This window comes from Spirosoma montaniterrae (assembly GCF_001988955.1).
GTDB lineage: Bacteria > Bacteroidota > Bacteroidia > Cytophagales > Spirosomataceae > Spirosoma > Spirosoma montaniterrae.
The window spans coordinates 940,301-966,886 of sequence record NZ_CP014263.1; the positions used below are offsets into that span (position 1 = coordinate 940,301).

The window sequence follows — 26,586 nt, forward strand, 5'->3', positions numbered from 1 at the left end:
CGGGTAAGCTACTCAGTGTTCATGGAGAAAATCCTGATAATTGACGATAACAACGATATATGCCTGCTTCTCGAACGCTTTCTGAGTAAACAGGGCTATAAAACAGCCTCCGTGCAACGGGGTGAAGATGGCCTCGTGCTTTTACGCAAGGAAGCTTTTGAACTGGTCATTTGTGATTTTAAATTGCCGGATATCGACGGGCTTGAAATGCTGCGCCGAATTAAGGTGATGCATCCCAGTACCGCCGTTATTATTATAACCGGCTACTCCGACGTGCGGGTGGCGGTGCAAACGGTGAAGCACGGTGCGTATGACTATGTAACGAAGCCGCTATATCCCGACGAAATTCTGTACACTATTAAAAGTGCGCTCGAACGCCGGATTCAGTCGTTGGGTCAGGCTGGTAACACAGCCACGTCGGCACCCTCGAATGGAGCCGCATCTCCCCGGCCCGCAGCAGCTAAAGCCACTAAACAAACGCTTGCCCCCGATGGCAAACGATTTATTTTTGGTAAAAGCCGGGCCGCCGAACAACTTCAGAAACACATCGATCTGATTGCACCGACCGATATGTCGGTGATTATTACGGGCGAGACAGGTACTGGTAAAGAGTTTGTTGCCAACGCCATTCACCTTAAAAGCAAACGTGCCGATAAACCGTTTGTGGCTATCGACTGCGGAGCCTTGAGCAAGGAACTGGCGGGCAGCGAGCTGTTTGGACACGTTAAAGGCGCGTTTACAGGGGCCATGTCCGACAAAGCTGGCAGCTTCGAGTTTGCCAACGGTGGTACGCTATTCTTAGATGAGATCGGCAACCTGACCTACGATAATCAGATTAAGCTGCTCCGTGTTTTGCAGGAACGCAAAATTCGGCGTATTGGCAGTAATAACGACATTGCAGTTGATGTCCGTATTATCGTAGCTACAAATGAAGATTTGCGCGATGCCGTTCGGCAGGGGAGGTTCCGTGAAGATATTTACCACCGCATCGACGAGTTTGAGATTCATCTGTCGCCCCTGCGCGAACGCAAGGCCGACATTATGATCTTCGCTGAGCATTTCCTCGAACTCGCCAACCGGCAACTGGAGCGCGATGTAATTGGCTTTGACGATGAGGCTAAAGAGAAGCTTAAAGAATACTTCTGGCATGGCAACCTGCGTGAATTGCAGAACGTAGTAAAACGAGCCGTATTGCTAACACAGGGCGACTATATCGAAGCCGACGTTTTCCCGCAGGAAATTATTTCACCCCAGTACTTCACCCCCGAAGACGCACACGCTGGTGGTGTACAGGTTAATTTCGACATGGGTCGGCCTGGCGTTCCGATTCTCAGTCAGTCGGCGGCTAACTTGAAATCGGTATCCGAAAATGCCGAACGAGCCGCTATACTGAAGGTGCTTGAAAAAACGGGTTACAACAAGACCAAAGCTGCTGAAGTTCTGAATATCGACCGCAAAACGCTGTACAACAAACTGAAAGCATACGATATTCATTTGTAAAAGAGGTGTAAGGTTTTAGGGTGTAGGGTATAAGGGGTAGGGTTTTAAGGTGTAAGGTTGGAAAGGCTTTTGCTATATGTACCTTTCCAACCTTACACCTTAAAACCCTACCCCCTAATTCATACTAAACCCGATAGATAACAGGCCAACGCTGTTTTTGGCGTTACCAAGCAGCGTTCGGGCGGCTCCGTCATTGGCAATTCGTTGCAAACCCTGTTCATAACGGGCACCTACGAACATTTTGCCAAAATAAACATTCAGTCCGCCCGCAACACCATAATCCACTCTATTGAAATTGTTGCGGTTGATGGCTGCAACACCAGAGCCGAAATCGCCGTTGGAGTTGATATTTGAGTTTAGCAGATACGACACGTATGGACCGGCCTGTAGTTCGACGGCCTGCCCCAACTTAAACGTAGCCAGAACCGGCAGTTCGACGTAATTTAGTCGGAATGTGTTACGTCCGTTGATACCCAGCACGTTGTAATCAGCCGATGCGCCTTTGGTCATGTACAATAGTTCGGGCTGAATAGCGAAAAACTCGCCCAGTGGAGCTTGTGCGAAAACACCGGCATGGAAGCCAATACGCTCCTGCTTGTTCGAGACGCCCTGATTATCGTAAAAGAGCGAACTGGCGTTCAGGCCGCCTTTGATGCCAGTACGAACGCGGCCCTGTGCCAGCGCGTCTGTTGTAGGTAGTGTAGTTGCCCCCGCAGCCATCAGGGCAACTGCGAACAGCGTGTTGATTGTTTTTTTCATAACGTTTCGGTAGTTAATGACAAAACGTGGATAAATCCGTTTGTGTGGTTAATTGCCCAAAACCGTGCCAATTGTGGCAAAACGTTGCGGTAGTGGGCTATAGGCTTGTATTTTACCAGTTTGCAAAACAATTGGCCCGAAACGGGCATAGATAATTTAGAACAACTATGCGTAGGTTTTTCCCCAATTTGGTAGAACGTAACAAGCAAACTCAACGTGTATGGTACCGCTTTTGAAGGAGGCAGGTGTAACAGACCCAGTTGCATTCATGTTCGATGCCATGAATGCATCGTTAAGTGGAATTATCATTTACACAGCCGTTCGGAAAGATGTATCTGATGATTTAGCTGGCCCTATCATCGATTTTCGTTTTATGGCCGTTAACCGGGCGGCTATGCAACTGCTTAATCTGACAGAGAATCCGCAGGGCAATACCATGTTAACCTTGTTTCCCGGAACGCAGGAGCATGGTTTTTTTGAGCAGTATGTGCAGGTTGTTGAAACCGGTCAGCCAATGCGTTTCGAGACAGAGTATAACGCCGACGGGGTTAGTGGGTGGTACGATGTCGTTGTCGTAAAACTGTACGATGGCTTTGTCATTACGTTCAATGACATCACTACCCAGAAAAACGCCATTCAACAAATAGCGCAGCAAAACAGCCTGCTCAATGGTGTAATGGACACGTCGCGTAATGGCATTGCGTCGATCCGGGCTGTGCGCAATGCATCGGGCGTAATCACGGACTTCCGGCTCGAAACGTTCAATAACGCGCTGGCAGCGAGTTCGGGTTTTACAGCCGATGAGATCAGAAATCAGTCGATAGCGACAATAGACCCCGATGTACACACATCCGGCCTGTTCGACCAGTATGTTGCGGTCTGCGAAACCGGGCAAATACAGGAGGTCGAGTACCACTATCCTAAAACCGGACACTGGTTTAGTGTGGCCGCTGCCCGTCAGGAAACCGACCGGGTTGTTGTTACCGTGACCGACATTACTGAGACAAAACAGACTCTGCTAACCCTGGAGCGACAGGCCCGCCACGCCGATGTACTGGTTGAAGAATTGCAGAAATCAAACGCCAATCTGGAACAGTTTGCTTACATAGCCAGTCACGATTTGCAGGAGCCGTTACGCAAGATTCAATCGTTTGGCGACATTCTGATCGATCAATACGCGCCGAATCTGGGCGAAACCGGTAGCGATATAATTCGGCGAATGCAGGCCGCTTCGGCCCGGATGCATTCACTCATTCGCGACCTACTGGCCTACTCGCGGGTAGCAAGCCGAACCGATGCTTTTAAACGGGTTGATTTGAACAGCATTTTGCATGACGTGTTGACTGATCTGGAAGCCACCCTGCATGAGAAAAATGGCACCATTGAGGCCGACCGGTTGCCTACCCTTACGGGCGAACCGCTCCAGCTACGTCAGTTGTTTCAGAACTTGCTCAGCAATGCCCTGAAATTCACTAAACCGAACCTGCCCCCTTTTATTCGTATCACCTGTGAGATAAAGCAGAGTCAGGCGTTACAAACCCTGGCTCCGACCCTTACATCCGGAGATTACTGCTGTATTGTTATCAGCGATAACGGTATTGGGTTCGACGCTCAATACAGCGAGCGAATTTTTCAGTTATTTCATCGGTTACACACCCGGTCGGCTTTTGCAGGAACGGGTATTGGCTTGTCTATCGTGAAAAAAGTAGTTGATAACCATAACGGCTTTATAAAGGCTGACGGATTCCCTGGTGAAGGTGCAACATTTACCGTATTATTGCCTACGAATACATAGTGTTTTGTTGATTTTTATTTATTTTTGACTGATTTAACGCAGTCACCGTGCTTACCTATATAGGCACTGCTGTTGATTATCAGCTATTTCGCGGATTTGCGCCAGACTCCAACAAAAACGTAAGTTTTCTTTTTCACAGGCCGTAACGATCCTGCTTTATCAACCCTATGCACCGTAAGCCTACCACTATGACCATATTGATTGCCGACGACGACAACGACGACCGCTTGTTTATGGAACAGGCATTGCGTCAGAGTGGTTACGCCGGAGCCACTGCCTTTGTCGAAGATGGTGAAGAATTAATGGAATACCTGCGATGTGAAGGCCGCTACAACTCAACAAATGCGTCGTGGCCGAATTTGCTTATTCTTGATCTGAATATGCCCCGCAAAAACGGCTTTCAGGCACTTCAGGAAATAAAAAATGACCCAAAACTGCGTCGATTGCCGGTTGTAGTGATGACCACCTCGTCAGCCGACGAAGACGTAATTAAAACTTATAATCTGGGAGTCAATTCATTCGTTACCAAACCATTCAACTTTAGCCGGTTAGTGGAGATGGTGGGTGCGCTGAAAACTTACTGGTTAGACACCGTAAAATTACCCTGACGCCCTGGTAGCTGGTTGTACCTGTTAATTGCTCCTCTGTTATGATCCCTGATCTGACAACACTCGACGTTTCCGAAAAAAAACTGTTATCCGCGTTCTCCTCGTTGAGGACGATGAGGATGATTATATGCTGACTCGTGCGCTGGTGTCGGCACGGGAAAATGCAAACATCCGGCTCGACTGGGCCGATAGCTACGAGCAGGCATTGGCCGCTATTGCTGCCGACAACCACGATGTTTACCTCGTTGATTACCGACTCGGACACTACACCGGTATCGATCTGATTCAGGAAGCATTCCGAATGGGGTGCCGGGCACCGATGATTTTGCTGACCGGTCAGGATGATCTGACCGTCGATCAGTCGGCACTCGAACTGGGCGCGGCTGACTATTTGGTGAAAGGCCGTATCGATGCCCAGTTGCTTGGCCGCAGTATTCGCTATGCGCTCCGGCAAGCCAGCGTTCTGGCCGAGGTAGCGCAGAAAGAAAATAAATACCGAACGCTCTTCGAACGCTCGATAGATGCCATCTTCGTTGCCAACAATGAGCTGAAGTTTCAGGATGCCAATCCATCGGTAGAGCGGCTGCTGGGCTATAGTCGCGACGATTTGCGGGCACTCAATCCTGCCCGGCTTTTTACGGACCTTAACCACCTGCGTGAACTCCGGTTCAATGTACGCGAACACGGCCAGATTAAGGATTTTGAGACAATGCTCCTCCACCGTAACGGGCGTAAGCGCGTTTGTCAGATTTCGGTCTGGGCCGTTGCCGATCAGGTTGGCAAGCCCGAGTGGTTTCAGGGTATCGTGCGCGACATTACCGACCAGAAGCGGGCGCAGCAGGATCTGATTCTGGCCGAAAAGCTGACCATGACGGGAAAAATCGCCCGCAGTATTGCCCACGAAGTACGAAATCCGCTCACTAACCTGAGTCTGGCCCTGGAGCAACTTAAGGAAGAATTAGACACCGACAGCGAGTTTGTGACGATGTACACCGACATTATCGGGCGTAACGTAGACCGCATCGGGCAGTTGATTACCGAAATGCTCAACTCGTCGAAGCCCCGCGAATTAGACCGCAAAAAGCAGGATCTGAACGTGGTGGTGAAGGCAACGTTGCAGTTGGTGACAGACCGTATCAGGCTAAAGCGAATGCGACTGGAAACCAAATTCGCGACCGACGACTGTACTGCGCTGCTCGACCGCGATCAGGTGAAAACGGCACTGCTCAACATTTTGGTCAATGCCGTAGAAGCCATGCAGGAAGGCAAGGGTATATTAACTGTTAAAACGAGTTGCCACGAAGAAGGCCGCGTTTGCATAGAAGTGATCGACAACGGCGACGGCATTAGCGAAACAGATCGGCAGCGGCTATTCGACCCATTTTTCACGGGTAAGTCAGGTGGCATGGGGCTGGGTCTTACCGCTACCCAGAACATCATCAACAGCCATAAAGGGTCTATCGAGGTAGAAAGCCAGGTAGGGCAGGGAACCACTTTCCGGCTCTATTTTCCCAAGTGATAAAAAGTAGTTCTTATCGGTTGCAAACGTCGTGCGAAGCCAGTTTTTAATGAACTGGCTTTTTTGTGGAAAAGAGTGAGTAAAATATTACACACCCCCCAACAGAATTTCCACATATTTGGTATAAATTTTTTAGACAAACTTAGTTCAGTATCTATCAAAATTATTCGCAAACACTTGATTATAAGAGATATACTAATAGTTAAAAGGGTATGGTAGCGGCAATCACATGAACTGGCATAATTTGCGCAGTAGGAAAGTCATGACTATGACACCTATGTGGACACCTACTCACTTTCCGGCTGCTATGCGGTCGCTCAACCCCAGCACGCGGGCCAAAGCGATTGAAATTGCAAACCAACTGCTGGAGCAGGGACAGTTGGATAAGCAACGTGCCATTACCATCAGCATTATTGAGGCCCGTCGTCTGGCCCGAATGTATGCTGTTGAGACAGACCGCATCGGACGCTCTGTTTCATCCTACGCTTAATAACCAAAACCTATTACTCAACTACCGACATGATCTGGAACAAGACCATTTACGACACCTTAACCAGTTGCGCCACACTGTGTGATGAGTTTGCCACCGAATGTTCACGGTCGGAAGATATTGAGAATTGGTATCGCAGCATTTTTTTAAACCTCGACTGCGCCGATATGTGCCGCCAACTGGCGATGCTGTACGTGCGTGGCTCAGAAAATACGCGCCTGTTGGCAACTGCCTGCATTGAAGTATGCGAAAAATGCGCCCAGGAAATAGCTCAGTTCGATACAGAACGTTGCCAGCAGGTTTATGCTATGTGTCAGCAGACCATTCTAAGCTGTGTTAGTATCTTGAACATGCAGCGCAATGACGCCGACGCGAAAAATCCAACGTCAACCCCGGCATCGCTTTTTTACGGCATCGACCTGCGCGAGACCATCTATAATTAATAGCTAACAGCCAGCAGCCAACAGTAGTTTTGCCAATTAGCGAAGCTACTGTTGGCTGCTGATTGTTGGTTGATAACTGAAACAACCGTTATGGAAACCAAACCACAGAAAAACGAAAAATTAGAAAAAGTGCGGAAAATGGTTGGCGACATCCGCATTGCGATGATGACGACCGTTAACGACGAGGGTCAGTTGATGAGCCGCCCAATGGCTGCTTTAGAAATGGATGAAGACGCTACAATCTGGTTCTTTACCCAAAAAACATCGCCCAAAGTTGCTCAGATAGAACAGCACGAACGACAGGTTAATCTGGCGTTTGTCAACGTAAGCGATGCGGATTACGTATCCATTTCGGGTACTGCCGATGAAATTGACGACCGCGCCAAAATCGACGAACTCTGGAATCCACAGGCTAAAGCATGGTTTCCCAACGGCAAAGATGATCCGAATCTGACGCTGTTGCGCGTGCATACTCACATGGCCGAATACTGGGACTCGAACGACAGCACGATGGTTCGGTTGTTCCAGCAGGCCAGTGCAGCCCTAACCGGAACCGTTCCTAAAATGGGCGAAAACGAAAAAGTTTACAACTGAACAGACGCAAGGTAAAAGGGGTAAGGCTGGAAAGAGACTTGGTGTGTCCTTCCGGCCTTACCCCTTACGTTTTATCCCACTTTTATGATTGTTATCCAAACAGATACCGGCTGGCAAGTCATTCATCAGCAGGCGCATGGCTTACTGGCTGTGCAGGCCGCCATGCATTGGCAGGTCGATAAACGACCAAAATACTGGATTGAGACGCTGATCGCGCTCACCGAACACGATGATGGGCAAGACCCGTGGGAGGGCCGCAATCATCTGACAACGGCGGGTGCCCCGCTTCATTTTCAGGTTCTGGAGTATTCTGTGGAGCAATGCCGGAACATGATTGCGATTTCGCTCGACAAAAGCCGCTGGAACGCGCTCATGCTGTCGATGCACACGTCATTCTTGTACGAAGAAAAACGCGGTACGGATAAGGCATTGGATGAATTTTTAGATCAACAGATCGACAACCAGAAGAAGTGGCGTAAGCAATACGCAGCTACGAAAGCCGACGCGCAATATGCCTACGATTTTATTCAATGGTGCGATGCGCTGTCGCTTATTCTGTGCCTGAATCAGGTGCCGCCCGAAGGCCGTCGGCTCGAAATCAGCAAAGGGCCCGATGGTGTCTCGTATTACATCCTGCAAAATCCGAACGGTTCGCTCTGCATTGATCCGTGGCCGTTTGATGTACCGGCGTTCGCGGCTCACGTCGAAGTTTTCGAGTTGAATCAGTTGGTTTTCAGCGATGACAATGAATTGTACAACGCCTTGCAGGATGCGCCCTTAGCGTTGAAAGAGTGGCAGTTTGTGCAACGTAGCCAATAATCGGGGTATATTGCCGCTATGGACGTGTATTTAATTCGACACACTGAAGTGGCTGTGGGCCGCAGCGTAGCCTACGGGCAGTCGGACGTTGACCTGGCCGACGCTTATGATGAGCAGCGCGACCGGCTGCTGGCGCATCTGCCCACCGATGCTGCTGCTATTTTCTCCTCGCCCCTGACCCGCTGCCGACGCTTAGCCGACGACATAGCCGGGAGTATGGCTGCCGGGAGCCGCATAGAAACGGCACCAGGGCAAACCGCCCTAATCGACGCACATCGGCCTGTTGTAGTACACGATGACCGGCTGAAAGAGTACCACTTCGGTGATTGGGAAATGGTTCCGTGGGCCACTATCGACCGTGCGGCTCTCGACCCCTGGATGGCCGACTTTGTAACGGTTCGCGTTCCCAACGGCGAGAACTTTCAGGACCTCTTCGACCGTGTCAGCCGGTTCTGGCGCGAGCAGATTCTGCCGTTGGCCGAAACCCAACCGGGTCAGCCCGTGTTTATCGTTACGCACGGGGGCGTAATTCGGGCTTTGCTCTGTCTGTTTCTGGATTTATCTTTGCACAATGCTTATCGAATAAACCTCGACTACGGAGCCGTAACGAAGCTAACCCTAACGGATTTGTCGTATACGATTCAATACATCAATCGTTGACCCTGTGCCACACCGCAGCGAAGTGGTATGGCACTTACTAACAAACTATATGAAATCGATTTCGATTCGTCCTGCCACGCTGATGCTCATGATTCTGGCTGCCGCGCTGTTCCGCTTGCTGCCTCACTGGCCTAATTTTACGCCCATTGCGGCTATGGCTCTGTTTGGCGCGGCCACCTTCGAGCGCAAATGGCTGGGTCTGGCGACTCCGCTGGCGGCTATGCTACTGAGCGATGCGCTGATTGGTTTTCACGGCAGCATGGGGGCTGTTTACCTGAGCTTCGGTTTAACGTGGCTGTTAGGAATATGGGCCTTGCAACGACCAACCGCCGGGCGCGTGGCTTCGGCGTCGGTCACGGCGTCGGTGCTGTTTTTCCTGATTACCAACTTCGCTGTCTGGTACGGCAGCGCGTTTTACCCGCAAACGCTGGCTGGTCTGGCAAGCTGCTATGTGGCTGGTCTGGCATTTTACAACGGCACGTCGTTTTTCCTGAACGGCCTGCTGGGCGATCTCTTTTTCAGTGGTGTGCTGTTCGGCAGTTTCTACCTCCTTCAGCAACGTTTCCCTGTGCTGCGCGTAGCGCAATAAGTCTGCTGTTATAGATGCATGAATAGCTGGTCGCTCGTTGGGAACGAGCGACCAGCTATTTTAATCCCACTCCCACGAATCTTCGTTGATTAGTTCGGCAACGGCACCGGTCCAGCCGGTTTGGTGGCTGGCTCCAATGCCCTGGGCCGTGTCGCCGTGGAAATACTCGAAAAATAAAATCAACTCCTTGTTTTCAGAACGCTGGTAAAATGGACTGAATGGGCCATTGACGGGGCGATGCCCGTTGGCATCCTGCTCGAAGATACTCACTAAGCGGTCGGCCAATGCCTGCGATACCTGTTTGAGATTGAGCCAGTTGCCTGAGCCAGTTGGGTATTCGACCTGCAAACTGTCGCCGTAGAACTGATAGTATTTTTTCAGCGACTTTATCAGCAGATAATTGATAGGCATCCAAACGGGACCACGCCAGTTGGAATTGCCACCAAACATGCCCGAGTCCGAATCGCCCGGCACGTAGGCGATACTGTATGTGTCGCCATTGATTTGCACGGAATATGGGTGCTGCTCATGGTATTTCGACAATGCCCGAATACCGCCCGGCGACAGAAACTCCGATTCATCGAGCATAACCTGCAATAGCTTTTCCAATTTATCCCGCGAAATCAGCGACAGCAGAATATCACCCTGCTCATTCACAAGCTGTTCGGGCATAGGCCGCCCCAGTTCGAGATGATATCGCTGGAAAAACGACATTCGCTTTAGAAAATCGGCCAGCGGTTCGCACTTTTCCCGCCGGATAACCGACACCGCAAACAACACCGACAGCCCAACCGCCGACCGCACTTCCAATTTTGCCGACGGCCCGCGCATGGGGTGGAGCAGGTCGTAGAAAAACTGGTCTTTTTCGTCCCAGAGTGCCTGATTCAGCGATTCGCCAATCAGTACAAAATGCTCGTAAAACTTGGTCGCCACATCTTCAAACGTTGGGTCGTAGCGCGTGATTTCCAATGCCATATCCATCAGGTTGAGCGCGTACATACCCATCCAGGCAGTGGCGTCGGCCTGCTCAAGGAGGGTGCCGGGCGGGAGGTGGCTGCGGTTGATGACGCCGATATTATCAAGGCCCAGAAAGCCTCCGCCAAAAATATTGTTTTCTTCGTCGTCGTGCCGGTTGGCCCACCACGTAAAATTGATAAGCAGTTTCTGAAATGCCCGCTTCAAAAACTGAATGTCGGCATTGCCATAAATAGCCTTCTCAATTTTATAAACCGACAACGCTCCCCAGGCATGAACGGGCGGGTTTACGTCCGAAAAATTCCATTCATAAGCTGGCATTTGCCCCTGCGGATTCATATACCACTCGCGCATCAGCAGAATCAACTGGTTTTTGGCAAATGCCGGGTCCACCATAGCCAGTGGCACGGTATGAAAGGCCAAATCCCAGGCTGCATACCACGGGTACTCCCACTTGTCGGGCATACTCAGCACGTCTTCGTTATTGAGGTGTTCCCAGCGTGCATTTCGGCCCAGCACCCGTTCGGGCGGGGGAGGCAGGTGGCCGGGATCGCCCTGAAGCCAGCGCGGAATGTCGTAGTGATAGTATTGCTTGGTCCAGAGCATACCGGCCAACGCCTGCCGCATAATTTGCAGCCGGTCGGTGGTGGTATCGGCGGGTGCCAGTTGCCGGTAAAAGTCGTCGGCTTCGCGAACACGGTCGGTAAACACCTGCTGAAACTCTTCGCCAAATGGTTTGAGAATCAATTCATTGACTAACCGAAGACAAACCGACTGCGACTCGCCGGGTTGCAGTGTCAGTGCGTAGACGGGCGCGAATTTGGTGCCACTTTGATTTTCCTGAAGCAGTTGGAGCAGATAGTCGTCATCCTGACAAATAGCTTCGTGAAAGGCGTCTTTCACAAACGGCGACGTGTTTGGTACGCCGTATAGCCGCTTCATATTTGTCTCGTTCTCGGTCAGGAGAGCCGTGTCGGTAGGTTCGTAATACAGAAAATACTGCCCCGTTTTAGGATGGCTGAGTTGCGCCAGACCCGTATGCGGGGCGTCGGGTCGGCGGTTGATGGTCGGTTTTTCGACATTTGGCTCAAATGCCCATCGGTTGCGGCACCAGAGGGTAGGCAGCACCGTCAGCGGAGCCGGGTCGAGGCCTTGATTTACGACCGTAATGCGAATGCAAACGTCATTATCGCTTTTCCTGGCGTATTCAACGTCGACATCGAAATAACGACCTTCTTCAAAAACGCCCGTGTGCAGAATCTCGAATTCAGGTTCCTGCCGGTTGCGGATGCCATTTTCGTGTACGAGCCAGCCGTAAGGAAACGGAGCTTGTGGGTACTTGTAGCGCATCCGCATGTACGAGTGCGTGGGCGTGTTGTCGAGGTAGTAGTATAACTCCTTAACGTCTTCGCCGTGGTTGCCTTCGTTATTGGTCAGGCCAAACAGCCGTTCTTTCAGAATACCGTCGCGGTGATTCCAGAGAGCCAGCGCGAAGCAAACGTTCTGCCGCCGGTCGGAGATGCCGCCGAGACCATCTTCGCCCCAGCGGTACACGCGCGAACGGGCATGGTCGTGCGGAAAGAAATTCCACGCATCGCCATTGGCCGAATAGTCTTCGCGCACCGTACCCCACTGTCGCTCCGACAGATACGGCCCCCATTTGGCAAGCGGGATTGTTTTTTTTGCCGCTTCTTCTACCCGTAGTCGTTCAGCCGAAGGTTTTGTCATCGTTTTTCTGTTTATAAGACCATTTTTTACCCACCTGTTGCGAAACTCTCGAAGACTGTCATGCCCCCATCGATGAAAATACTGGCTCCAGTAATGTAGTCCGAAAGGTCAGAAGCTAAGAAAACGGCTAAGTTGCCGATGTCTTCGGGCTGACCAATTCGATTGTATGGAATAAGCCCCAGCAGGCTCGACATGGCCTGTGGCGTTTCCCAGGCGGGGCGATTAATGGGCGTTTGAATGGCTCCCGGACAAATGCTGTTGACCCGAATCCGACGATCACCGTATTCCTGTGCCAGCGATTGCATCATGAGTTTGACCCCGCCCTTCGAGGCCGCGTAGTTAACGTGACCAGCCCACGGAATCAGCTCATGCACCGAACTCATACAGATAATTTTGCCCGTTGCTGCCGACACCTCCGGGCGTGGACCCCGGCGCAAAAACTCACGAATGGCCGCCCGAGCGCATAGAAACTGGCCCGTCAGGTTCACGTTGATGACAGCGTTCCACTGGTCCAGCGTCTGTTCATGAAAGGGCGCATTTCGCTCGATACCAGCATTATTGACGAGAATATCGACCGTGCCATAACGGGAAACCACATCGCTGAACATTGCCTCGACCTGAGCTTCCTGGCTTACGTCGCATTGGGCCGTCATACCCTGCCCGCCAGCGTCAGTAATTTCCTGTAGCACCGCTTCGGCGGCTACCTGCGACGACGCAACGGGGTAGTTAATCACGACCGTAGCACCGGCCTTTGCCAGTGATTTTGCCACCCCCGCGCCAATGCCGCTGCTGGCTCCCGTAATGAGGGCGATTTGCCCTTTCAGTGTTTGATCCATATAAAATAGCTTGATGAAATAGTACTCTGAGTAAGTTTTTAGCTGATAACGCCGAAAGTTCGCTGGTTCAGGCGGGCATAGCTTGTCCGGTTACGTAATCTAATTGTAAATTAATCCCGCTTCCGTACCTTATCTATACATCTTCAAACACCCCACTTATGTTTACCACTAAGCGCGTTCCTTTTTACATTGTTTTCCCGTTTGCTGCCCGATCCATCCTTTTCTTTCTGCTGTATTCTACCGGAATATGCCTGCTCTACTGGGGTTTAGACTGGAAATTTCTGGCGATTCCATTCGTGCCAATTGCTACCATCGGTACGGCAGTAGCCTTTTACGTAGGCTTCAAAAATAATTCCTCCTATGACCGGCTGTGGGAAGCCCGCCGAATCTGGGGGAGTTTAACGAACGCCAGCCGGTCGTGGAGCATCATGGTGCTCGACTACATCGGCCCCGACCAACTTGCCGATCCTGTCAATGAGGCTGAACTGAAGCGACTACACAAAGAGCTTATTTATCGGCATCTGGCCTATCTGACGGCCCTGCGCGTACAGCTTCGCCAAAAGCCCGTATGGGTGCAACATCGCGACCCGGCGCATGAGGTAATCGAGCGGATTACTGAGTTTAAGCAGTGTAGTTTAGACAAAGAGGTAAGCCGGTTCATCTCCGAACATGAGGCCGAACTGCTCATCAGACACCCCAATCCGGCCACGTATCTGCTACGGCAGCAGTCGGCACAACTACGCGAATTACGTAACGAAGGCTACCTGTCGGAATACTACCACGTTGATCTGGAGCGGATGCTGGTTGAGTTTTATAATCAGCAGGGGGCCTGCGAGCGTATTAAATCGTTTCCGTTTCCGCGCCAGTATGCCTTTTTTAGCTACGTGTTTACATGGTTATTCATTTTTGTGCTGCCGTATGGGCTGTTGAGCGAGATGGCGAAAGCCAGTAGCTGGCACATCTGGCTTATGGTGCCATTTTATACCATTATCGCCTGGGTGTTCAATACAATGGAAGTGGTGGGGGATACCAGCGAAAACCCATTTGAAAATAGTATTAACGACGTACCTATGACGGCCATTTGCCGCAACATCGAAATCGATCTGCGCGATATGCTCGGCGAAACCGACCTGCCAAAACGCGTTCAGGCCGTAAATAATATACTGATGTGAGTACCGGCGGCATGCGTGCTATAAACTGAAATTGCACTATGCGATTGAAAATTGTACCCACCCGAACGTATAGTCCTATATTTTAAGAATATTAGAAAAATACAATTCATGCGGTTCTAACAGGGACTTGTTGTGTTTTTCTAAGAAATGCCCTATTTTGCTCAGATTGAATAGTATTTAAAAATGAACTTTCGATAAACGGCTGATTATCAGGGTAGGGGTTCTTGCATTGGATCGAAGTATTGGCGCACCTTTGTCACGGTAAAACCAAATTTCAAACCAATGAAACAGTTCCGTTTATCAATCGCTGTACTGCTTGCAGTATGGGGTCTGGCTGGCATGGGAGATGCCAACGCCGACAATGGTTCGGGCGCAAATGGGGTGAAGATCGAAAAGTCGGAAAACAAAAAAGTTCGTCTATATATCCCCAACGCTCCCTCGAAAACTGCCGTTGACGTAGCCGTCATCGACGCCGAAGGCAACGTTCTTTACAAAGGAATCGTAGCACACAACAAAGCTGGTCGCCAGTTGTTCAATCTGGCGAACCTGCCCGATGGTCAGTACTTCATTACTGCCACGTCGGATGCGTGGTGGATGTCGCAGGGCATAACCGTGAAAGGCAACGCCCTTAGCGTAGACGCCCGCAATCTGCAACAGGTATCGAAGCCAACGGTAGTGGCTTACGAGAAAAACAAGGTAGAAGTTACGCTGCCCGCCAGCAACCTGAGCGGTGCGCACGTAACGATCTACGACGCGCAGAGTACAGCCGTGTATTCCGACAAGTTTGCCGGTACGACCCGTCGTTTCGACCTGTCGTCGCTGCCCGATGGTGCCTACACAGTGGTGGTTGGCCCCGATCAGAAGCAGTTCAGCACGCCGTTAACGATTCGTCACTAAGCCGAAAGGCCCTAAAAGTCCCGTAGGGACGCAACAGCAGAAGGCGTCGGTAGAGATGTAGGGACGCAACAGCCGAAGGCATCGGTAGAGATGTAGGGACGCAACAGCCGAAGGCATCGGTAGAAATGTAGGGACATAACAGCGCAAGCGTCGGTTCGGGGATAAAACCTACGGAGCCGACGCTTTGCTATTGCGTCATAACGCTACGTCGCTCGTTTCGACAGCTTCGGCAGGTGGGTTTTCGGGGTCTTGCTTTTTGGCCTGATTGATGAGTTTTGCCAGTTTTGGTGTTATCACAGGCTCATTGCCCCGCAGCCGCAAAATGGCTAACTCCTTCATTTTCGACTCGAACACAATATCTACCTCTTTGCCATACGTATTCGCGATTGAGTAGAGCCAATCGGCGTGGGCTTCGCGCCTTGCTTTGGGGTCTTCGCGTTCCTGCCGCGAGTCGGAATAGTGAAAAACGGGCCGAACATCCCAGGTACCATAGGCCATCAGAAAGGCTTCTTCTTCAGTTAGCGTACCGGGATTGAGGGCGTGATGAAAATAATCGAAGACCACGGGCGTACCAATGGCTTCGTAAACCGGCACCAAATCCGCTACGGTGTACAGACTAACCCGGTCGTCGTTTTCAACGGTAAGGCGGGCGCGTAAATTCTCTGACAATAGCCCGAAATTCTGACAAAATCGGGCAATGGTGCCGGGCTTATCGCCGTAGGTGCCGCCTAAATGAATATTAATCTTGTTCCAATGTGACGGTTTCAGACCCATGAGGTCGAAAATTTCAGATTGGTATTCCAGATCCACGAGGGTGTTTTTCAGCACGTTGCCCTGTCCGGCCAAATGATTGAATGGGCCGGGGTGGGTGGTTAGCCGGATAGGCCGACTACCTATTTCTTCCAGCAAGGTCCGGATTTCGGTGAAGTCGGGCAAATTGGCAAGCCGATATTCCGATGCCCACGGGAAAATATCGGATGAGATACGAAACAGGCCAAATCCGTGCGCCAGATTCCAGTCAACAATCGTCAGCAGATCCTGTACATTCTTCAGAGCCAGTTGAGAGGCATACTGAATGCCCCGCTCGGCGAATGTCTTTTTTATCATGCCCCGATTGGTCAGAATTTTTTCGGCCTGAAGGGTCAGATTTATACAGGCATAGCCAACATTGAGTGGTGATACAATCATGCCTGATAAACCTGAATTGGTAGCTTCGGGTTTTGCGCATTTACCGTTCAGTCAAAAGTTGCGAGACAAATACAGCAATAGACCGTCTAAGCCTTATCTTACTATTAACTGATTGAGCAAATTGACAAACAGAACAAAAAACCATCCACCCGCAGCTCACTTTGGCCCATACTGGAACCATACCCCTTCGTCTATGGAAGACTTAACCACCGATCAGATCATTGGTATCGCAACTGGGTATCGAAACATGGCCCGCGCGCTGAACGAGTTTCAGGTACGACGCTGGCCGGAATTTACGCATGAGCAACAGTTAGACGTCAACGCCTATCAGAACAGCCTGCTCAACCGCGCCCACGACCTGCAATCGCTGCTTGTGCGGCCTGCGTTCAAGTACCCGTTAGACATCGCTACGGATATTGTTCAGGCTACCGATACGGCACGCAACAGCCTGAAAATCATTCGTAATCTGACTGTTGCTCTCAATGTAGGGGCAATTATGGTGGCGTTGGCGTCATATGTAGCCCGTGCCAATCTGCGCGGCATTCAAACCGCCCTGCGCGAACTGCGCGAACTGGTTATGCTGGAAGAAGAGAAATAAAATACCCCACCCCGGCTGGGGGTGGGGATAAAAATTATTCGTTTGTCTTTACGCCTACAAGCTCAACCTCAAAAACCAGATTTTGCCCGGCAAGTGGGTGGTTGGCGTCGAGTGTAACGCTACTGTCGCTCAGTTGGCGAACAATGACCGGAATGGGGCGCGGATTGCCATCTTCATGCATGTTGAGCGTCATTCCCACTTCGAGCGGAATATCGTCGGGAATGTCGGAGCGGTTGAGTGTGAAAATCATTTCCTCATTGGCCGAGCCGTAGGCGTCTTCCACCGGAATGTTAATTGTCTTCTTCTCGCCGGTGTTCATGCCTTCCACACCTTCATCGAATCCTTTGATAACCTGACCACTACCAACGATGAATTCGAGGGGAGTGCGTCCCGCCGACGAATCGAAAACAGTGCCGTCGGTGAGAGTGCCGGTATAGTGAACCTGAACGGTATCACCGGCTTTTGCTTGTGCCATGTGTGTAATAGTTTGTTAAACGCCGTCGCAAACCTACCCAATTGCCAGATAAGTCGTAGACTATACGCTAATTTTTGACCAACCCCGGACCAGCGTCAAAAGTTCAGCCTGTACCGACTGGGTGTGGTCGTCGTTGTACCACCGCTGCGCCCGCTCAACAGCCTCCGACAGGGGCAGTTTTTCGGTGCGCCAGTCTATCATCAGGTTCTGTAAACCCGCCGGGCGCGGCCCCCAGGTACCAATTTCGCTCAGATCGCGGGTGCGCAAACAAATCAGTTTCGGAATAGATCGACCCCCGTTGGTCAGGTAGGCATTCATCAGTGCAGGATTTTCGTCGCGCAGCAGATAGCCAACCGTAATACTCGGCGATTCGGAAGCCATCAGATCAATCACCGGCAGGCTCTGGGCCGCGTCGCCACACCACGATTCGGTCAGTACGAGCCACGTCCACGGTTCCAGCACCTCCGCCAGTGCTTTACGCAGTTCCGGCTCAAGGGTTGTCAGTCGATGCAGGCGACTCATGCGGTGCAGATTCAGCTTCACATAACCCAGAATTTCGGGCGTGTTGTAGTGTGGATCGATAGTGGTGCTGCGGCCTTCGTTGAAACGTTCGGTTGACAGCGCAACATACTGGTCATACGTCATGGCCGACGCAATAAGGTCGGGCGTGATAACGGGCGAGTCGATTGACATGCAGGTTGTTAGTTGGCAGAGTAATGTTGCAGATACGTAATGAGCCGCTCAAAATGCAACTGCTCATAGGCGTTCTGCGTCTGCCGGATCATCAGATGCCGGTAGCTGTCTACTAAACCATCGAAGTGCGGGTTGTGGTTCAACCGGGCAGCAATCAGACCTTTGTAGCAGCGGTGCGTCTGGTTATACACGTAGCGGCTGGGCTGGTTGGGCTGGTCGTTGAGGAGCCGGTCGAGGTTGTGGAGGGTACAGGCCGTATCGAGAAACTCAAACCCTTCGAGGTCGAAAAACTGTTCAATTTGCCCGCATACGTCGCTCAACTCGTCGTCGCTATGAATTTTATAGCGGAAATACTGAAAGCCATTGAATTTGCCAATCGACAGAATCAGCGTATTGGCATCGGGCCGATAATCGGGCAGGTTATTGAGAAACTGCTGGGCAATTTGCTCGACCTGATCGCTGCGGCACCCAAAATTAACTTCGAGCATGGTTTCGTCGCTGTAAAAAGCGGGCGACAGAATTACGTTCTGGAATCCGGTTTCGGTCGTTCGGCGAAACTGTTTTTTTTCGCTGAGCAACACGTACTGGTGGCGCGCAAAAAAGGGCGTCAGTTGGTGGTAGAGTTTGGTTTCAAAGGGCGTCAGGGTCATACAGGTGCGGTGAAGCAACCGAAAACAGTTGGATTGGATAGCGGCATAACTAAATAAGCGCGAATAAGTTTTCAAGGGGAACTAATTCGTGTCGGGGGTCGTTTTGTCTTACACGCCCAAACCGGGTGTCATACTCTGGGGACGACCGGAATTGACAGCTTGCTGAGGTCGCGTGTAAGCATGCCGGGAGTTGACGGTATTTCCTGCCCAAACAAATCGTCGAAACAATAACTGGCGAATATAACTACGCCATGGCTGCCTAATTCGGAGAATTAAGCAATAGCCATCGTCTCCCCGACCTACGTACTGCTGGTTGGATCAGGGGGCGTCGACTCGCAGTGCTGGCCCGGCTAATGGTGTTAACACCGGGCGAGATCCAAGCACCTACGGCAATTGGTCGGTCTGATTCGAACCAGCCCCTTGCCCGACAATCCAATCGAATCTAAGCATGTAGAAAGCGCGTTGGTTTCCTTGACTGGACGAGAGTTCGAATCTCTCCGTCTCCACGTTCCAAACAGATAACCCCGGCCAACTGGTTGGGGTTATCTGTTTAGGTTATGTTGTAAATATGACTTTCACTGAACTCATCGCATTGATTGAACAGGGCGAGAGCAACCGGCTGGAGTTTAAACGAACGCTCTCATCGGCACACCGCATTGCCCGCACACTGGCCGCGTTTGCCAATACGGCAGGTGGTACGCTGCTCATCGGCGTGGCCGACGACGGGCGGATTACGGGTGTATCGTCGGAACTGCGCGAGATGCGTAAAATTGAAGAAGCTACCGACCAACTCATCAACCCTCCGCTTACAGTCAGCTACCAAACCATTGCCCCCGATGGTCGCAACGTACTCATCATCAACGTGCCTGAAAGCGATGAGAAACCCCACACAGCCATCAGCGAGGCCGGTAAGCACACAATTTACGTGCGGGCCAGAGATAAATCAGTGCCGACCAATCAACTGATTATCAACCCCGAACCTGCCGACGCGCAACTGCTCAAATCGCCCACAGCCCGAACGCTGATTCAGTACCTGCGTAAAAATGACCACATCACCGCCGACAAATTCGCCAAACTCATCAACGTGTCGGAATACCGGGCGACCAAACTGTTGCGTCAGTTTGCCGGGCAGGGATTATTATTGCTCATCGACAACCAACGCGCCGGGCGGTATGCGCTGAAACTCACAGAATGACTTTTCTCAATTTCGCACCTGACCAACGTCGGGCGTGGGTAACAAAAACTTTCGACCTTTGCAGTATGGTAACTGAACAACGTATCTCGAAAGAAACGATAGCCACCTTTTTCATGGACCTACAGGACCGTATCTGTCGGTCGCTCGAAGACGCCGATGGCGGGGCCACCTTCCGCGAAGACGCCTGGCAACGGCCCGGTGGGGGCGGGGGCCGCTCGCGCATCATTACCGATGGAGCCGTGATTGAAAAAGGGGGCGTGGGGTTTTCTGCCGTTCATGGCGAAGCCACCGAGGCTACCTTACGCTCGCTGAACCTGACCGAACCGGCTGAGTTTTATGCTACCGGCGTGTCGATTGTGTTGCACCCGCGCAACCCGATGGTGCCGATTATTCACATGAATGTGCGGTATTTCGAAGTGAGTACGGCAACATTCGTTGGGGGCCACAACTGGTTTGGCGGTGGCATCGACCTGACCCCGCACTATGTGGATGAAGACGACGCCCGCTGGTTTCACACCTACTTGAAAACCGTTTGCGACCGCCACGCCGTAGCCGACTACAGCCGGTTTAAAACTTGGGCCGATGATTATTTTTATATTCCCCACCGGCAGGAAACACGCGGTATCGGCGGCATCTTTTTCGATTACCTCAAACCAACCGACGACGTCGACAAAGCCGATCTGTTTGCGTTTGTGCAGGACGTGGGCAACGCCTTTGCGCCCATTTACACGCATTTTATGCACCAGAATCGCGAATTACCCTTTGGCGAACGCGAAAAACAGTGGCAGTTACTGCGCCGGGGCCGCTATGTGGAGTTTAATTTGGTCTGGGACCGGGGAACGAAATTTGGATTAGAAACCAATGGCCGTACTGAATCCATTTTGATGAGTATGCCCCCGCAGGCCAACTGGATTTACGACCACCACCCCGAAGCCAACACCCGCGAGGCTGAAACGCTCGGCTGGTTACGAAAAGGCATTGACTGGTAAACCCCACCCCAACCCCTCCCCGTTAAGGAGGGGCTAAACCAGTCGTTTATCGTAAGCCCCTCCCTAACGGGGTGAGGTTTACCCACAAGTCGAGGGTTTTGAATTTTCGTCGCATAGCGACCTAATGTTTGTAGTACAATAAGTGACGCCACCCACGCTGCCGTCGCGTAGCGACCTAACTATTCATGCGGGTTGTTAGGTCGCTACGCGACGGAACGCTTCTTAATTTTGCCAATAGCCTACAAACATTAGGTCGCTACGCGACGAATAGATTACATAAAAGTGTGGGTAAACCTCACCCCTAACGGGGAGGGGTTGGGGTGGGGTCATTTATCGACTGACGACCGGATTGAGCTTTTCTGTAAGGCCGAAAAATCCCACGGCTGACCGGGGTGATAATGCAGATAGCCTTCGCGAATGGTAAGCGGGCTGTCGAAATTATTGTAGTATAGTTGCCCCGTGCCTAACCCCTGCGGCATCAGATTCTTAAACTGTGCCGTGTACTGGGCAATGGCGTTCAGGCCAATATTCGATTCGAGAGCCGAGGTAATCCACCAGCCGATATTCAGCCGCCCGGCCAGTTCGATCCACTCGTCGCAATGGCGCATTCCGCCCAACAGCGTGGGTTTCAGGATGATATACTGCGGGTGTATGCTCTTTAGCAGCTTGTATTTATGGACGTATTCCATCTGCCCGATCAGTTCTTCGTCGAGGGCAATGGGCAGGGGTGAATGGCGGCATAATTCGGCCATCTGTTCGGGCTGTCCGGCACGGATGGGCTGTTCGATGGAGTGCAGGCCGTAGGTGGCCAAGCGTTCGAGTTTCGCCATTGCTTCGTTGGGCCGGAATGCTCCGTTGGCATCAACCCGCAGCGTAATCTGTTCGGGCGAAAAGCGGTCGCGGATCATTGCCAGCAGGTCGCATTCCTGCTCGAAATCAATGGCCCCGATTTTCAGTTTGAGCGTTGTGAAACCGGCCTTAATTTTCTCTTCGATTTGCTGCCTCATTGTGGCCGCGCTACCCATCCAGATTAGCCCATTGATGGGTAAGGACCGCTGCCCGGTCGTAAATTCGGTTTCGTGAACAATGTGCCGCCCACCCGACAGAAAATCGAGCATGGCCGTTTCAAAACCAAACAAAATACTCGGAAATTTCGGGTCTATGAGCTGATTCAGCACAATGGGAACGTTCCAGCTAAACAGTTGGAGATCCAAGCTGGTAAACTCCCGGCAATACTCACGAAGCTGCTCCTCAAAATCGGGCCGGTCATCGTAGCTCAGCCCTTTGAGCGGACCGCATTCGCCATAACCAATGGTCGAGGAGTCTTCATCATCGAAGAGCCGGATTAAATACGACGTTTTTTCGGTAAGTGTACCGCGCGACGTACCCGCTTCGAAGCGAAAGTGCAACGTGTATTTCAGGTAGTCGGCTCGAAGACTCATTGTAACTATTGGTGAGGGCGGTTCGCAGTCCTAAAAGTACTACTTTTGACTGCTCGAAAAAGGCAATATTACGAAATTATTAGCGATTCGCTTCGTGAGAAAATGGCTGCTCTTACCAGTTAGTTGGTTGTATGGCTGGGTAATGAATGTTCGTAACATACTGTTTGACAAGGGTTTATTCGTTTCATTGATGCCTGACGTCCCAACCATTTGTGTTGGCAATCTAACCGTTGGCGGCACCGGTAAGACGCCAGCGGTAGAATATTTGATTAAGTGGTATGTTCGCAACGAGCCGGGTGTGCCTCTTGAGACGGTAACGCTGAGCCGAGGTTACGGACGACGCACAAAAGGCTTTCGGATAACAACGGAATCAGACACTGCCGACACCGTTGGCGACGAACCGCTGCAACTCTATCGCAAGTTCGGCCACCTTGTCCGGGTGTGCGTGGGCGAACGCCGGGCCGATGCCATTCAATTTATTTTGCGGCAATTTCCTGAAACCGAACGGATTCTGTTAGACGATGCGTTTCAGCACCGCGCCGTTCGTTCGCACCTAAACGTGCTGCTCATGGACTACAACCGACCGTTCTACGACGATTATCCGTTTCCTGCCGGGCGGCTGCGCGAATCGCGGCACGGAGCCAGTCGGGCCAACGTTATTATCGTTACCAAATGCCCCGACAACCTGAACGCAACCGAACGGACCGCTATCGAAGCGCACATCCGGCCCTATGCCCGGCCCGAAACGCCGGTATTTTTTGCCGGGTTGCATTATGAGCAACCTGTTTCATTTGCCACTCATCAATCGGCCAATGGGCTGACGAATGTGGTGCTGGTATCGGGTTTAGCCAACGCCGATCCGCTCGAACGCTATGTTAGTCAGGTATTTAAGCTGGTTCGCCATCATCGTTTTGCCGACCATTATGCCTACTCCCGAACCAATCTCAACGCCCTGCTGGCAAGTCTGCCCACGGATGCGGCCTTGCTGACCACGGAAAAAGACTGGGTAAAAATAGATGTATTACTGACGCCCAACGAACGCGCTACGTTGCCGCTGTATTATTTGCCGGTGGCTATGCGTTTTCTGGAAGGTGAAGAACGGTTTAGCGCGTTGTTAACACAAGACGCCCTTAAAAAAAGTTAACCTAAGCCAACTAACCACAGCCGTTCAGCGATTTGGCGTATTTTTGACCGAATGAATCAGCGTTTTCTTTTTCTCCTATTGTTCAGTATAGCTGCCCTTTCGGGCCGGGCGCAGCAATTTCCGGGCACCACCCAGCCGGGGCAGTTTCCGGGCGGCTTTGGCAATCAGCAGGGACGCCCCACCGGCAGCGGCAACAGTCAGTCGAGCAGTTCCGGTGGTATCGACGATTCTACGAAGGTTATTTACGGGCCTAAATCGACGCGGTATATTCTGGAAGACGACGTGCTGAACAATCGGCAGAAACAGTACCTCGTTGACACAACGATGGACGACGTGCATCGGTATCTGTACGTACACCGAACGCAGAATCAATATCAGGATTTGGGGAATCTGGGAACACCCATGCGCCCGGTATTCGTGCAGGTTCCCGACCAGTTAGGGTCGCAGACGGGGTATTCAGTATTTTCAGAATACGCGTATAACCCCATGAATGTCAAGTATTTCAACACCCGTTCGCCGTTTACGGACATGTATGTGGCATTGGGCGGGCGCAATCAGAACATTCTTCGGTTCGATTTCGCGCAGAACATCACTCCCCGCTGGAATGTGGGCTTTGCGCTGCAACGATTTACATCGAACCGGCAATTTGGCGCACAGGGGCAAACCAGTCAGTTGAACCGACAACTCGCTGAAAACTGGGGTTTTCTGGGACACACGAACTACCAGTCGAAAAACAATAAATATACGTTGTTGATGAACTTCATCAACATGAACCATAGCTTAGGTGAACAGGGGGGACTGATACCGGGTCAGTTTCTTGACGGAAGCATCAATCGGTTTGCGTATACGGGCGATGCACGCCTGTCGAGTGGGGTTGTACAAACGGGTTTTGCACCGGCAGTACCTGGCCCGCGCGGTAACGAAATTCGCAACAATTGGCATGTGTATCAGCAATATGTATTAGACAAAGGGTTCCAGATTTATGACCGGCTCGAGTACCAGCGGCAAAAAAATTCGTACCGCGATGATACGTTGCGGTTCAATCAGGAACCGAGGCAAGTAACGGATAATCTGGTTTTGCCGGGCTTTTACCCATCCCGACGCAACGACCCGAACCTGACTACGCTGGGCGATACGTCGCGTATTCTGGTCGATGCCCGGTTTCGGGTGCTTGATAATCAATTCGGTGTAAAGGGCATTTACCAACTTGGCAAGTCGGCGTTCAACTATCGGGCATATTTGCGGAACCGGCTGTTGGGCCAGTATACGCTGTACAATACCGGGCGTGCTGTTGAGAATGAATATGAAACCCGGCGGCTCGAAACGTTTGTAGGCGGCTGGCTTGGCTATTATTTCCCGGATAGTCTTTCACGATTGACGGCAGAACTGGAATATCAGTTAGGTGGCGGATTTCGGCTGAAGGGGCAGCTTGAAAGCAAGTGGTTCACAGCGGGTTACACGGCCATGCTGGTACAGCCAACGCTGTTGCAGGAGCGATTCGAGAGTATTGTATTCAACTGGCGTAACAGCGGCCTGCGTGGTTTCAACCACGCGTATGGCCGGCTGAATCTGCGCTACAAGGGCATCCGGCTCGAACCGGGTTTAGACTATCATCTGCTCAGTAATTACATTTACTTCGACACCAACGCCGTAGCCCGGCAAGACAATGGTTCGTTCAGCGTACTGCGAACGGGGCTGGGCTATCAGTATCAACGGGGGCGATTTCTACTGGCTGGGCAAGCGTATTACACCTTGCAATCGCGCGACGACGTGCTGCGAACACCGCCGTTTTTCTGGAATGGCCGGTTCCAGTACGAGCTGATTTATGCCAAAGTACTTTACATTCAGGTGGGTGTCGATCTGCATTATAAATCGCCGTATTTTGCCGATGCCTACATGCCTGTAACACAGCAATTTCATCTGCAAAACCGGCAGAGGGTCGAAGGCTATGTGCTGGCCGATCTGTACGCCAATCTGCGCGTCAACCGAACCCGGCTATTCGTAAAACTCACCCACGCCAATCAGGGCGTGTTGCAGGGACCGGGCTATTTTGTGGCACCCGATTTCTTACAAATGCGCCGAGGCTTCGCATTCGGCGTCGATTGGTATCTGTTCGATTAGCTTTTCGGGTAAGATTGGCGGAACCGGGTCTTTTTCTCGCAGATTTGCGAAAAATTATGATGAGCGTACTTCCTGCTTTACTATTCTTCAGCCTGATGCTAAACACACCCCTGTTCGATGGTCGGTCGTTTCGGGGCTGGGAGGGCGATACGGCCCGGCTGTGGCACATCCGCGATGGGGCATTGGTGGGCGGTTCGCTCACCGAAATGGTAAAAAACAACGATTTCCTTTGCACTACCCGCTCCTATAAAAACTTCGAGTTGACGCTGAACTGGAAATTGGTCGGCACGGGCTTTGTCAATGCTGGTGTACAATTCCGCAGTCAGCGGCTAACGAATCCGGCTTATGAAATGACGGGCTATCAGGCCGATTTGGGTAAAGGCTACTGGGGCTGTCTGTACGACGAATCGCGCCGAAACACAGTACTGGCCCGGCCCGACTCCGCGCAGGTGCAACGCGTGTTGCGACTCAATGATTGGAATGAGTACAAAATTCGCTGCAACGGCCCGCGCATTCAAATCTGGCTCAATGGCTTGCAGACCGTCGATTATACCGAACCTGACCCGGCTATTCCGCAAACGGGCGTTATTGGTCTGCAAATTCACGGAGGTGGCAAGGCCGAGGCTTCCTACAAAAACATCAGCATTGAAGAATTACCTTAATCGGAACAGGATAATTTGCGGCTTTCTGCCTTTATAGAATAGAAT

At 51.5% G+C, this 26,586-nt stretch carries 26 protein-coding genes and 1 other RNA gene; 19 read left to right on the top strand and 8 right to left on the bottom strand.

Annotated elements, in window-relative coordinates:
* The first annotated feature begins 21 nt into the window (after positions 1-21).
* Positions 22-1,500, top strand: a complete 1,479-nt coding sequence (locus AWR27_RS04025; protein WP_077130016.1) for a sigma-54-dependent transcriptional regulator — start codon at positions 22-24, stop codon at positions 1,498-1,500.
* A 114-nt stretch (positions 1,501-1,614) separates the two neighbouring features.
* Here the strand turns inward: AWR27_RS04025 and AWR27_RS04030 are convergent, their stop codons facing one another.
* Positions 1,615-2,259 carry a porin family protein gene (locus tag AWR27_RS04030; RefSeq protein WP_077130017.1) on the bottom strand — a complete coding sequence of 215 codons (645 nt, stop codon included), beginning with the start codon at positions 2,257-2,259 and terminating at the stop codon, positions 1,615-1,617.
* A 220-nt stretch (positions 2,260-2,479) separates the two neighbouring features.
* Here AWR27_RS04030 and AWR27_RS04035 point away from each other — a divergent pair, with 220 nt between their 5' ends.
* The 9 genes from AWR27_RS04035 to AWR27_RS04075 all read left to right on the top strand — a co-directional run bounded on the left by AWR27_RS04035 (position 2,480) and on the right by AWR27_RS04075 (position 9,776).
* On the top strand, positions 2,480-4,054 hold the full coding sequence (locus AWR27_RS04035; RefSeq protein ID WP_077130018.1) for a sensor histidine kinase: 1,575 nt from the start codon (positions 2,480-2,482) through the stop codon (positions 4,052-4,054).
* A gap of 188 nt (positions 4,055-4,242) precedes the next feature.
* A complete protein-coding gene (locus AWR27_RS04040; protein ID WP_077130019.1) occupies positions 4,243-4,662 on the top strand; it encodes a response regulator in 420 nt (139 codons plus the stop codon).
* A 127-nt stretch (positions 4,663-4,789) separates the two neighbouring features.
* The gene (locus AWR27_RS04045; RefSeq protein WP_232325968.1) at positions 4,790-6,181 is read left to right on the top strand and encodes a hybrid sensor histidine kinase/response regulator; all 1,392 of its coding nucleotides are present in this window, start codon (positions 4,790-4,792) and stop codon (positions 6,179-6,181) included.
* A gap of 262 nt (positions 6,182-6,443) precedes the next feature.
* A complete protein-coding gene (locus AWR27_RS04050) occupies positions 6,444-6,671 on the top strand; it encodes a DUF2188 domain-containing protein (protein ID WP_232325969.1) in 228 nt (75 codons plus the stop codon).
* A gap of 29 nt (positions 6,672-6,700) precedes the next feature.
* Positions 6,701-7,114, top strand: coding sequence for a four-helix bundle copper-binding protein (locus AWR27_RS04055; RefSeq protein ID WP_077130021.1), 414 nt, complete (start codon positions 6,701-6,703; stop codon positions 7,112-7,114).
* Between the two features lie 90 nt (positions 7,115-7,204).
* Positions 7,205-7,708: a pyridoxamine 5'-phosphate oxidase family protein gene (locus AWR27_RS04060; protein WP_077130022.1), complete on the top strand. Its 504-nt coding sequence runs from the start codon at positions 7,205-7,207 to the stop codon at positions 7,706-7,708.
* A gap of 84 nt (positions 7,709-7,792) precedes the next feature.
* On the top strand, positions 7,793-8,527 hold the full coding sequence (locus tag AWR27_RS04065; protein ID WP_077130023.1) for a DUF3891 family protein: 735 nt from the start codon (positions 7,793-7,795) through the stop codon (positions 8,525-8,527).
* 18 nt (positions 8,528-8,545) lie between these two features.
* Complete coding sequence (locus AWR27_RS04070; RefSeq protein WP_077130024.1) at positions 8,546-9,187, top strand: histidine phosphatase family protein; 642 nt, start codon at positions 8,546-8,548, stop codon at positions 9,185-9,187.
* A 49-nt stretch (positions 9,188-9,236) separates the two neighbouring features.
* On the top strand, positions 9,237-9,776 hold the full coding sequence (locus tag AWR27_RS04075; protein ID WP_077130025.1) for a DUF6580 family putative transport protein: 540 nt from the start codon (positions 9,237-9,239) through the stop codon (positions 9,774-9,776).
* Positions 9,777-9,836: 60 nt separating this feature from the next.
* Here the strand turns inward: AWR27_RS04075 and AWR27_RS04080 are convergent, their stop codons facing one another.
* Complete coding sequence (locus AWR27_RS04080) at positions 9,837-12,479, bottom strand: MGH1-like glycoside hydrolase domain-containing protein (protein ID WP_077130026.1); 2,643 nt, start codon at positions 12,477-12,479, stop codon at positions 9,837-9,839.
* 26 nt (positions 12,480-12,505) lie between these two features.
* Positions 12,506-13,315: an SDR family oxidoreductase gene (locus AWR27_RS04085; RefSeq protein WP_077130027.1), complete on the bottom strand. Its 810-nt coding sequence runs from the start codon at positions 13,313-13,315 to the stop codon at positions 12,506-12,508.
* Positions 13,316-13,473: 158 nt separating this feature from the next.
* Here AWR27_RS04085 and AWR27_RS04090 point away from each other — a divergent pair, with 158 nt between their 5' ends.
* Both AWR27_RS04090 and AWR27_RS04095 read left to right on the top strand, forming a co-directional pair.
* Positions 13,474-14,487, top strand: coding sequence for a bestrophin family protein (locus AWR27_RS04090; protein ID WP_077130028.1), 1,014 nt, complete (start codon positions 13,474-13,476; stop codon positions 14,485-14,487).
* A 282-nt stretch (positions 14,488-14,769) separates the two neighbouring features.
* Positions 14,770-15,384, top strand: coding sequence for a T9SS type A sorting domain-containing protein (locus AWR27_RS04095; RefSeq protein ID WP_077130029.1), 615 nt, complete (start codon positions 14,770-14,772; stop codon positions 15,382-15,384).
* 195 nt (positions 15,385-15,579) lie between these two features.
* On the opposite strand, the gene uvsE is transcribed toward AWR27_RS04095, so the two are convergent.
* Entirely contained in the window at positions 15,580-16,572 is a 993-nt protein-coding gene (uvsE, locus tag AWR27_RS04100; protein ID WP_083732744.1) for a UV DNA damage repair endonuclease UvsE, read from the bottom strand.
* Positions 16,573-16,765: 193 nt separating this feature from the next.
* On the opposite strand from uvsE, the gene AWR27_RS04105 reads away from it, so the two are divergent.
* Positions 16,766-17,170 carry a hypothetical protein gene (locus AWR27_RS04105; RefSeq protein ID WP_077130030.1) on the top strand — a complete coding sequence of 135 codons (405 nt, stop codon included), beginning with the start codon at positions 16,766-16,768 and terminating at the stop codon, positions 17,168-17,170.
* A 34-nt stretch (positions 17,171-17,204) separates the two neighbouring features.
* Here AWR27_RS04105 and AWR27_RS04110 read toward each other — a convergent pair whose 3' ends face one another.
* Genes AWR27_RS04110 through AWR27_RS04120 form a run of 3 tightly spaced genes read right to left on the bottom strand, consistent with a single transcriptional unit; the run spans position 17,205 to position 18,988 of the window.
* Positions 17,205-17,645: an FKBP-type peptidyl-prolyl cis-trans isomerase gene (locus AWR27_RS04110; RefSeq protein ID WP_077130031.1), complete on the bottom strand. Its 441-nt coding sequence runs from the start codon at positions 17,643-17,645 to the stop codon at positions 17,205-17,207.
* Positions 17,646-17,705: 60 nt separating this feature from the next.
* Entirely contained in the window at positions 17,706-18,338 is a 633-nt protein-coding gene (locus AWR27_RS04115) for a thioredoxin family protein (protein WP_077130032.1), read from the bottom strand.
* Positions 18,339-18,346: 8 nt separating this feature from the next.
* Positions 18,347-18,988 carry a hypothetical protein gene (locus tag AWR27_RS04120; protein WP_077133787.1) on the bottom strand — a complete coding sequence of 214 codons (642 nt, stop codon included), beginning with the start codon at positions 18,986-18,988 and terminating at the stop codon, positions 18,347-18,349.
* Positions 18,989-19,125: 137 nt separating this feature from the next.
* On the opposite strand from AWR27_RS04120, the gene ssrA reads away from it, so the two are divergent.
* The 3 genes from ssrA to hemF all read left to right on the top strand — a co-directional run bounded on the left by ssrA (position 19,126) and on the right by hemF (position 21,172).
* Positions 19,126-19,497, top strand: a transfer-messenger RNA (tmRNA) gene (gene ssrA / locus AWR27_RS04125).
* A gap of 59 nt (positions 19,498-19,556) precedes the next feature.
* On the top strand, positions 19,557-20,183 hold the full coding sequence (locus AWR27_RS04130) for an AlbA family DNA-binding domain-containing protein (protein WP_077130033.1): 627 nt from the start codon (positions 19,557-19,559) through the stop codon (positions 20,181-20,183).
* Positions 20,184-20,248: 65 nt separating this feature from the next.
* Positions 20,249-21,172 carry an oxygen-dependent coproporphyrinogen oxidase gene (gene hemF / locus AWR27_RS04135; protein ID WP_077133788.1) on the top strand — a complete coding sequence of 308 codons (924 nt, stop codon included), beginning with the start codon at positions 20,249-20,251 and terminating at the stop codon, positions 21,170-21,172.
* A 326-nt stretch (positions 21,173-21,498) separates the two neighbouring features.
* Here hemF and AWR27_RS04140 read toward each other — a convergent pair whose 3' ends face one another.
* Entirely contained in the window at positions 21,499-22,614 is a 1,116-nt protein-coding gene (locus AWR27_RS04140; RefSeq protein WP_077130034.1) for an o-succinylbenzoate synthase, read from the bottom strand.
* A gap of 94 nt (positions 22,615-22,708) precedes the next feature.
* Between AWR27_RS04140 and lpxK the strand changes: the two genes are divergently transcribed.
* Genes lpxK through AWR27_RS04155 form a run of 3 tightly spaced genes read left to right on the top strand, consistent with a single transcriptional unit; the run spans position 22,709 to position 26,541 of the window.
* A complete protein-coding gene (gene lpxK, locus AWR27_RS04145) occupies positions 22,709-23,758 on the top strand; it encodes a tetraacyldisaccharide 4'-kinase (RefSeq protein ID WP_257788524.1) in 1,050 nt (349 codons plus the stop codon).
* A gap of 51 nt (positions 23,759-23,809) precedes the next feature.
* A complete protein-coding gene (locus tag AWR27_RS04150; RefSeq protein WP_077130036.1) occupies positions 23,810-25,879 on the top strand; it encodes a putative porin in 2,070 nt (689 codons plus the stop codon).
* A 56-nt stretch (positions 25,880-25,935) separates the two neighbouring features.
* A complete protein-coding gene (locus AWR27_RS04155; RefSeq protein ID WP_077130037.1) occupies positions 25,936-26,541 on the top strand; it encodes a 3-keto-disaccharide hydrolase in 606 nt (201 codons plus the stop codon).
* Positions 26,542-26,586: the final 45 nt, after the last annotated feature.

Excerpts from the sequence above, each read along its gene's own strand:
- AWR27_RS04030 (WP_077130017.1), bottom strand. The coding sequence starts at position 2,259 with ATGAAAAAAACAATCAACACGCTGTTCGCAGTTGCCCTGATGGCTGCG.
- AWR27_RS04065 (WP_077130023.1), top strand. The coding sequence starts at position 7,793 with ATGATTGTTATCCAAACAGATACCGGCTGGCAAGTCATTCATCAGCAG.
- hemF (WP_077133788.1), top strand. The coding sequence starts at position 20,249 with ATGGTAACTGAACAACGTATCTCGAAAGAAACGATAGCCACCTTTTTC.
- AWR27_RS04070 (WP_077130024.1), top strand. The coding sequence starts at position 8,546 with ATGGACGTGTATTTAATTCGACACACTGAAGTGGCTGTGGGCCGCAGC.
- AWR27_RS04150 (WP_077130036.1), top strand. The coding sequence starts at position 23,810 with ATGAATCAGCGTTTTCTTTTTCTCCTATTGTTCAGTATAGCTGCCCTT.
- AWR27_RS04090 (WP_077130028.1), top strand. The coding sequence starts at position 13,474 with ATGTTTACCACTAAGCGCGTTCCTTTTTACATTGTTTTCCCGTTTGCT.
- AWR27_RS04120 (WP_077133787.1), bottom strand. The coding sequence starts at position 18,988 with ATGACCCTGACGCCCTTTGAAACCAAACTCTACCACCAACTGACGCCC.
- AWR27_RS04035 (WP_077130018.1), top strand. The coding sequence starts at position 2,480 with ATGGTACCGCTTTTGAAGGAGGCAGGTGTAACAGACCCAGTTGCATTC.
- AWR27_RS04085 (WP_077130027.1), bottom strand. The coding sequence starts at position 13,315 with ATGGATCAAACACTGAAAGGGCAAATCGCCCTCATTACGGGAGCCAGC.
- AWR27_RS04025 (WP_077130016.1), top strand. The coding sequence starts at position 22 with ATGGAGAAAATCCTGATAATTGACGATAACAACGATATATGCCTGCTT.
- AWR27_RS04060 (WP_077130022.1), top strand. The coding sequence starts at position 7,205 with ATGGAAACCAAACCACAGAAAAACGAAAAATTAGAAAAAGTGCGGAAA.
- AWR27_RS04130 (WP_077130033.1), top strand. The coding sequence starts at position 19,557 with ATGACTTTCACTGAACTCATCGCATTGATTGAACAGGGCGAGAGCAAC.
- AWR27_RS04105 (WP_077130030.1), top strand. The coding sequence starts at position 16,766 with ATGGAAGACTTAACCACCGATCAGATCATTGGTATCGCAACTGGGTAT.
- AWR27_RS04055 (WP_077130021.1), top strand. The coding sequence starts at position 6,701 with ATGATCTGGAACAAGACCATTTACGACACCTTAACCAGTTGCGCCACA.
- AWR27_RS04140 (WP_077130034.1), bottom strand. The coding sequence starts at position 22,614 with ATGAGTCTTCGAGCCGACTACCTGAAATACACGTTGCACTTTCGCTTC.
- AWR27_RS04040 (WP_077130019.1), top strand. The coding sequence starts at position 4,243 with ATGACCATATTGATTGCCGACGACGACAACGACGACCGCTTGTTTATG.
- AWR27_RS04080 (WP_077130026.1), bottom strand. The coding sequence starts at position 12,479 with ATGACAAAACCTTCGGCTGAACGACTACGGGTAGAAGAAGCGGCAAAA.
- AWR27_RS04115 (WP_077130032.1), bottom strand. The coding sequence starts at position 18,338 with ATGTCAATCGACTCGCCCGTTATCACGCCCGACCTTATTGCGTCGGCC.
- AWR27_RS04095 (WP_077130029.1), top strand. The coding sequence starts at position 14,770 with ATGAAACAGTTCCGTTTATCAATCGCTGTACTGCTTGCAGTATGGGGT.
- AWR27_RS04050 (WP_232325969.1), top strand. The coding sequence starts at position 6,444 with ATGACTATGACACCTATGTGGACACCTACTCACTTTCCGGCTGCTATG.
- AWR27_RS04110 (WP_077130031.1), bottom strand. The coding sequence starts at position 17,645 with ATGGCACAAGCAAAAGCCGGTGATACCGTTCAGGTTCACTATACCGGC.
- AWR27_RS04045 (WP_232325968.1), top strand. The coding sequence starts at position 4,790 with ATGCTGACTCGTGCGCTGGTGTCGGCACGGGAAAATGCAAACATCCGG.
- AWR27_RS04155 (WP_077130037.1), top strand. The coding sequence starts at position 25,936 with ATGATGAGCGTACTTCCTGCTTTACTATTCTTCAGCCTGATGCTAAAC.
- AWR27_RS04075 (WP_077130025.1), top strand. The coding sequence starts at position 9,237 with ATGAAATCGATTTCGATTCGTCCTGCCACGCTGATGCTCATGATTCTG.
- uvsE (WP_083732744.1), bottom strand. The coding sequence starts at position 16,572 with ATGATTGTATCACCACTCAATGTTGGCTATGCCTGTATAAATCTGACC.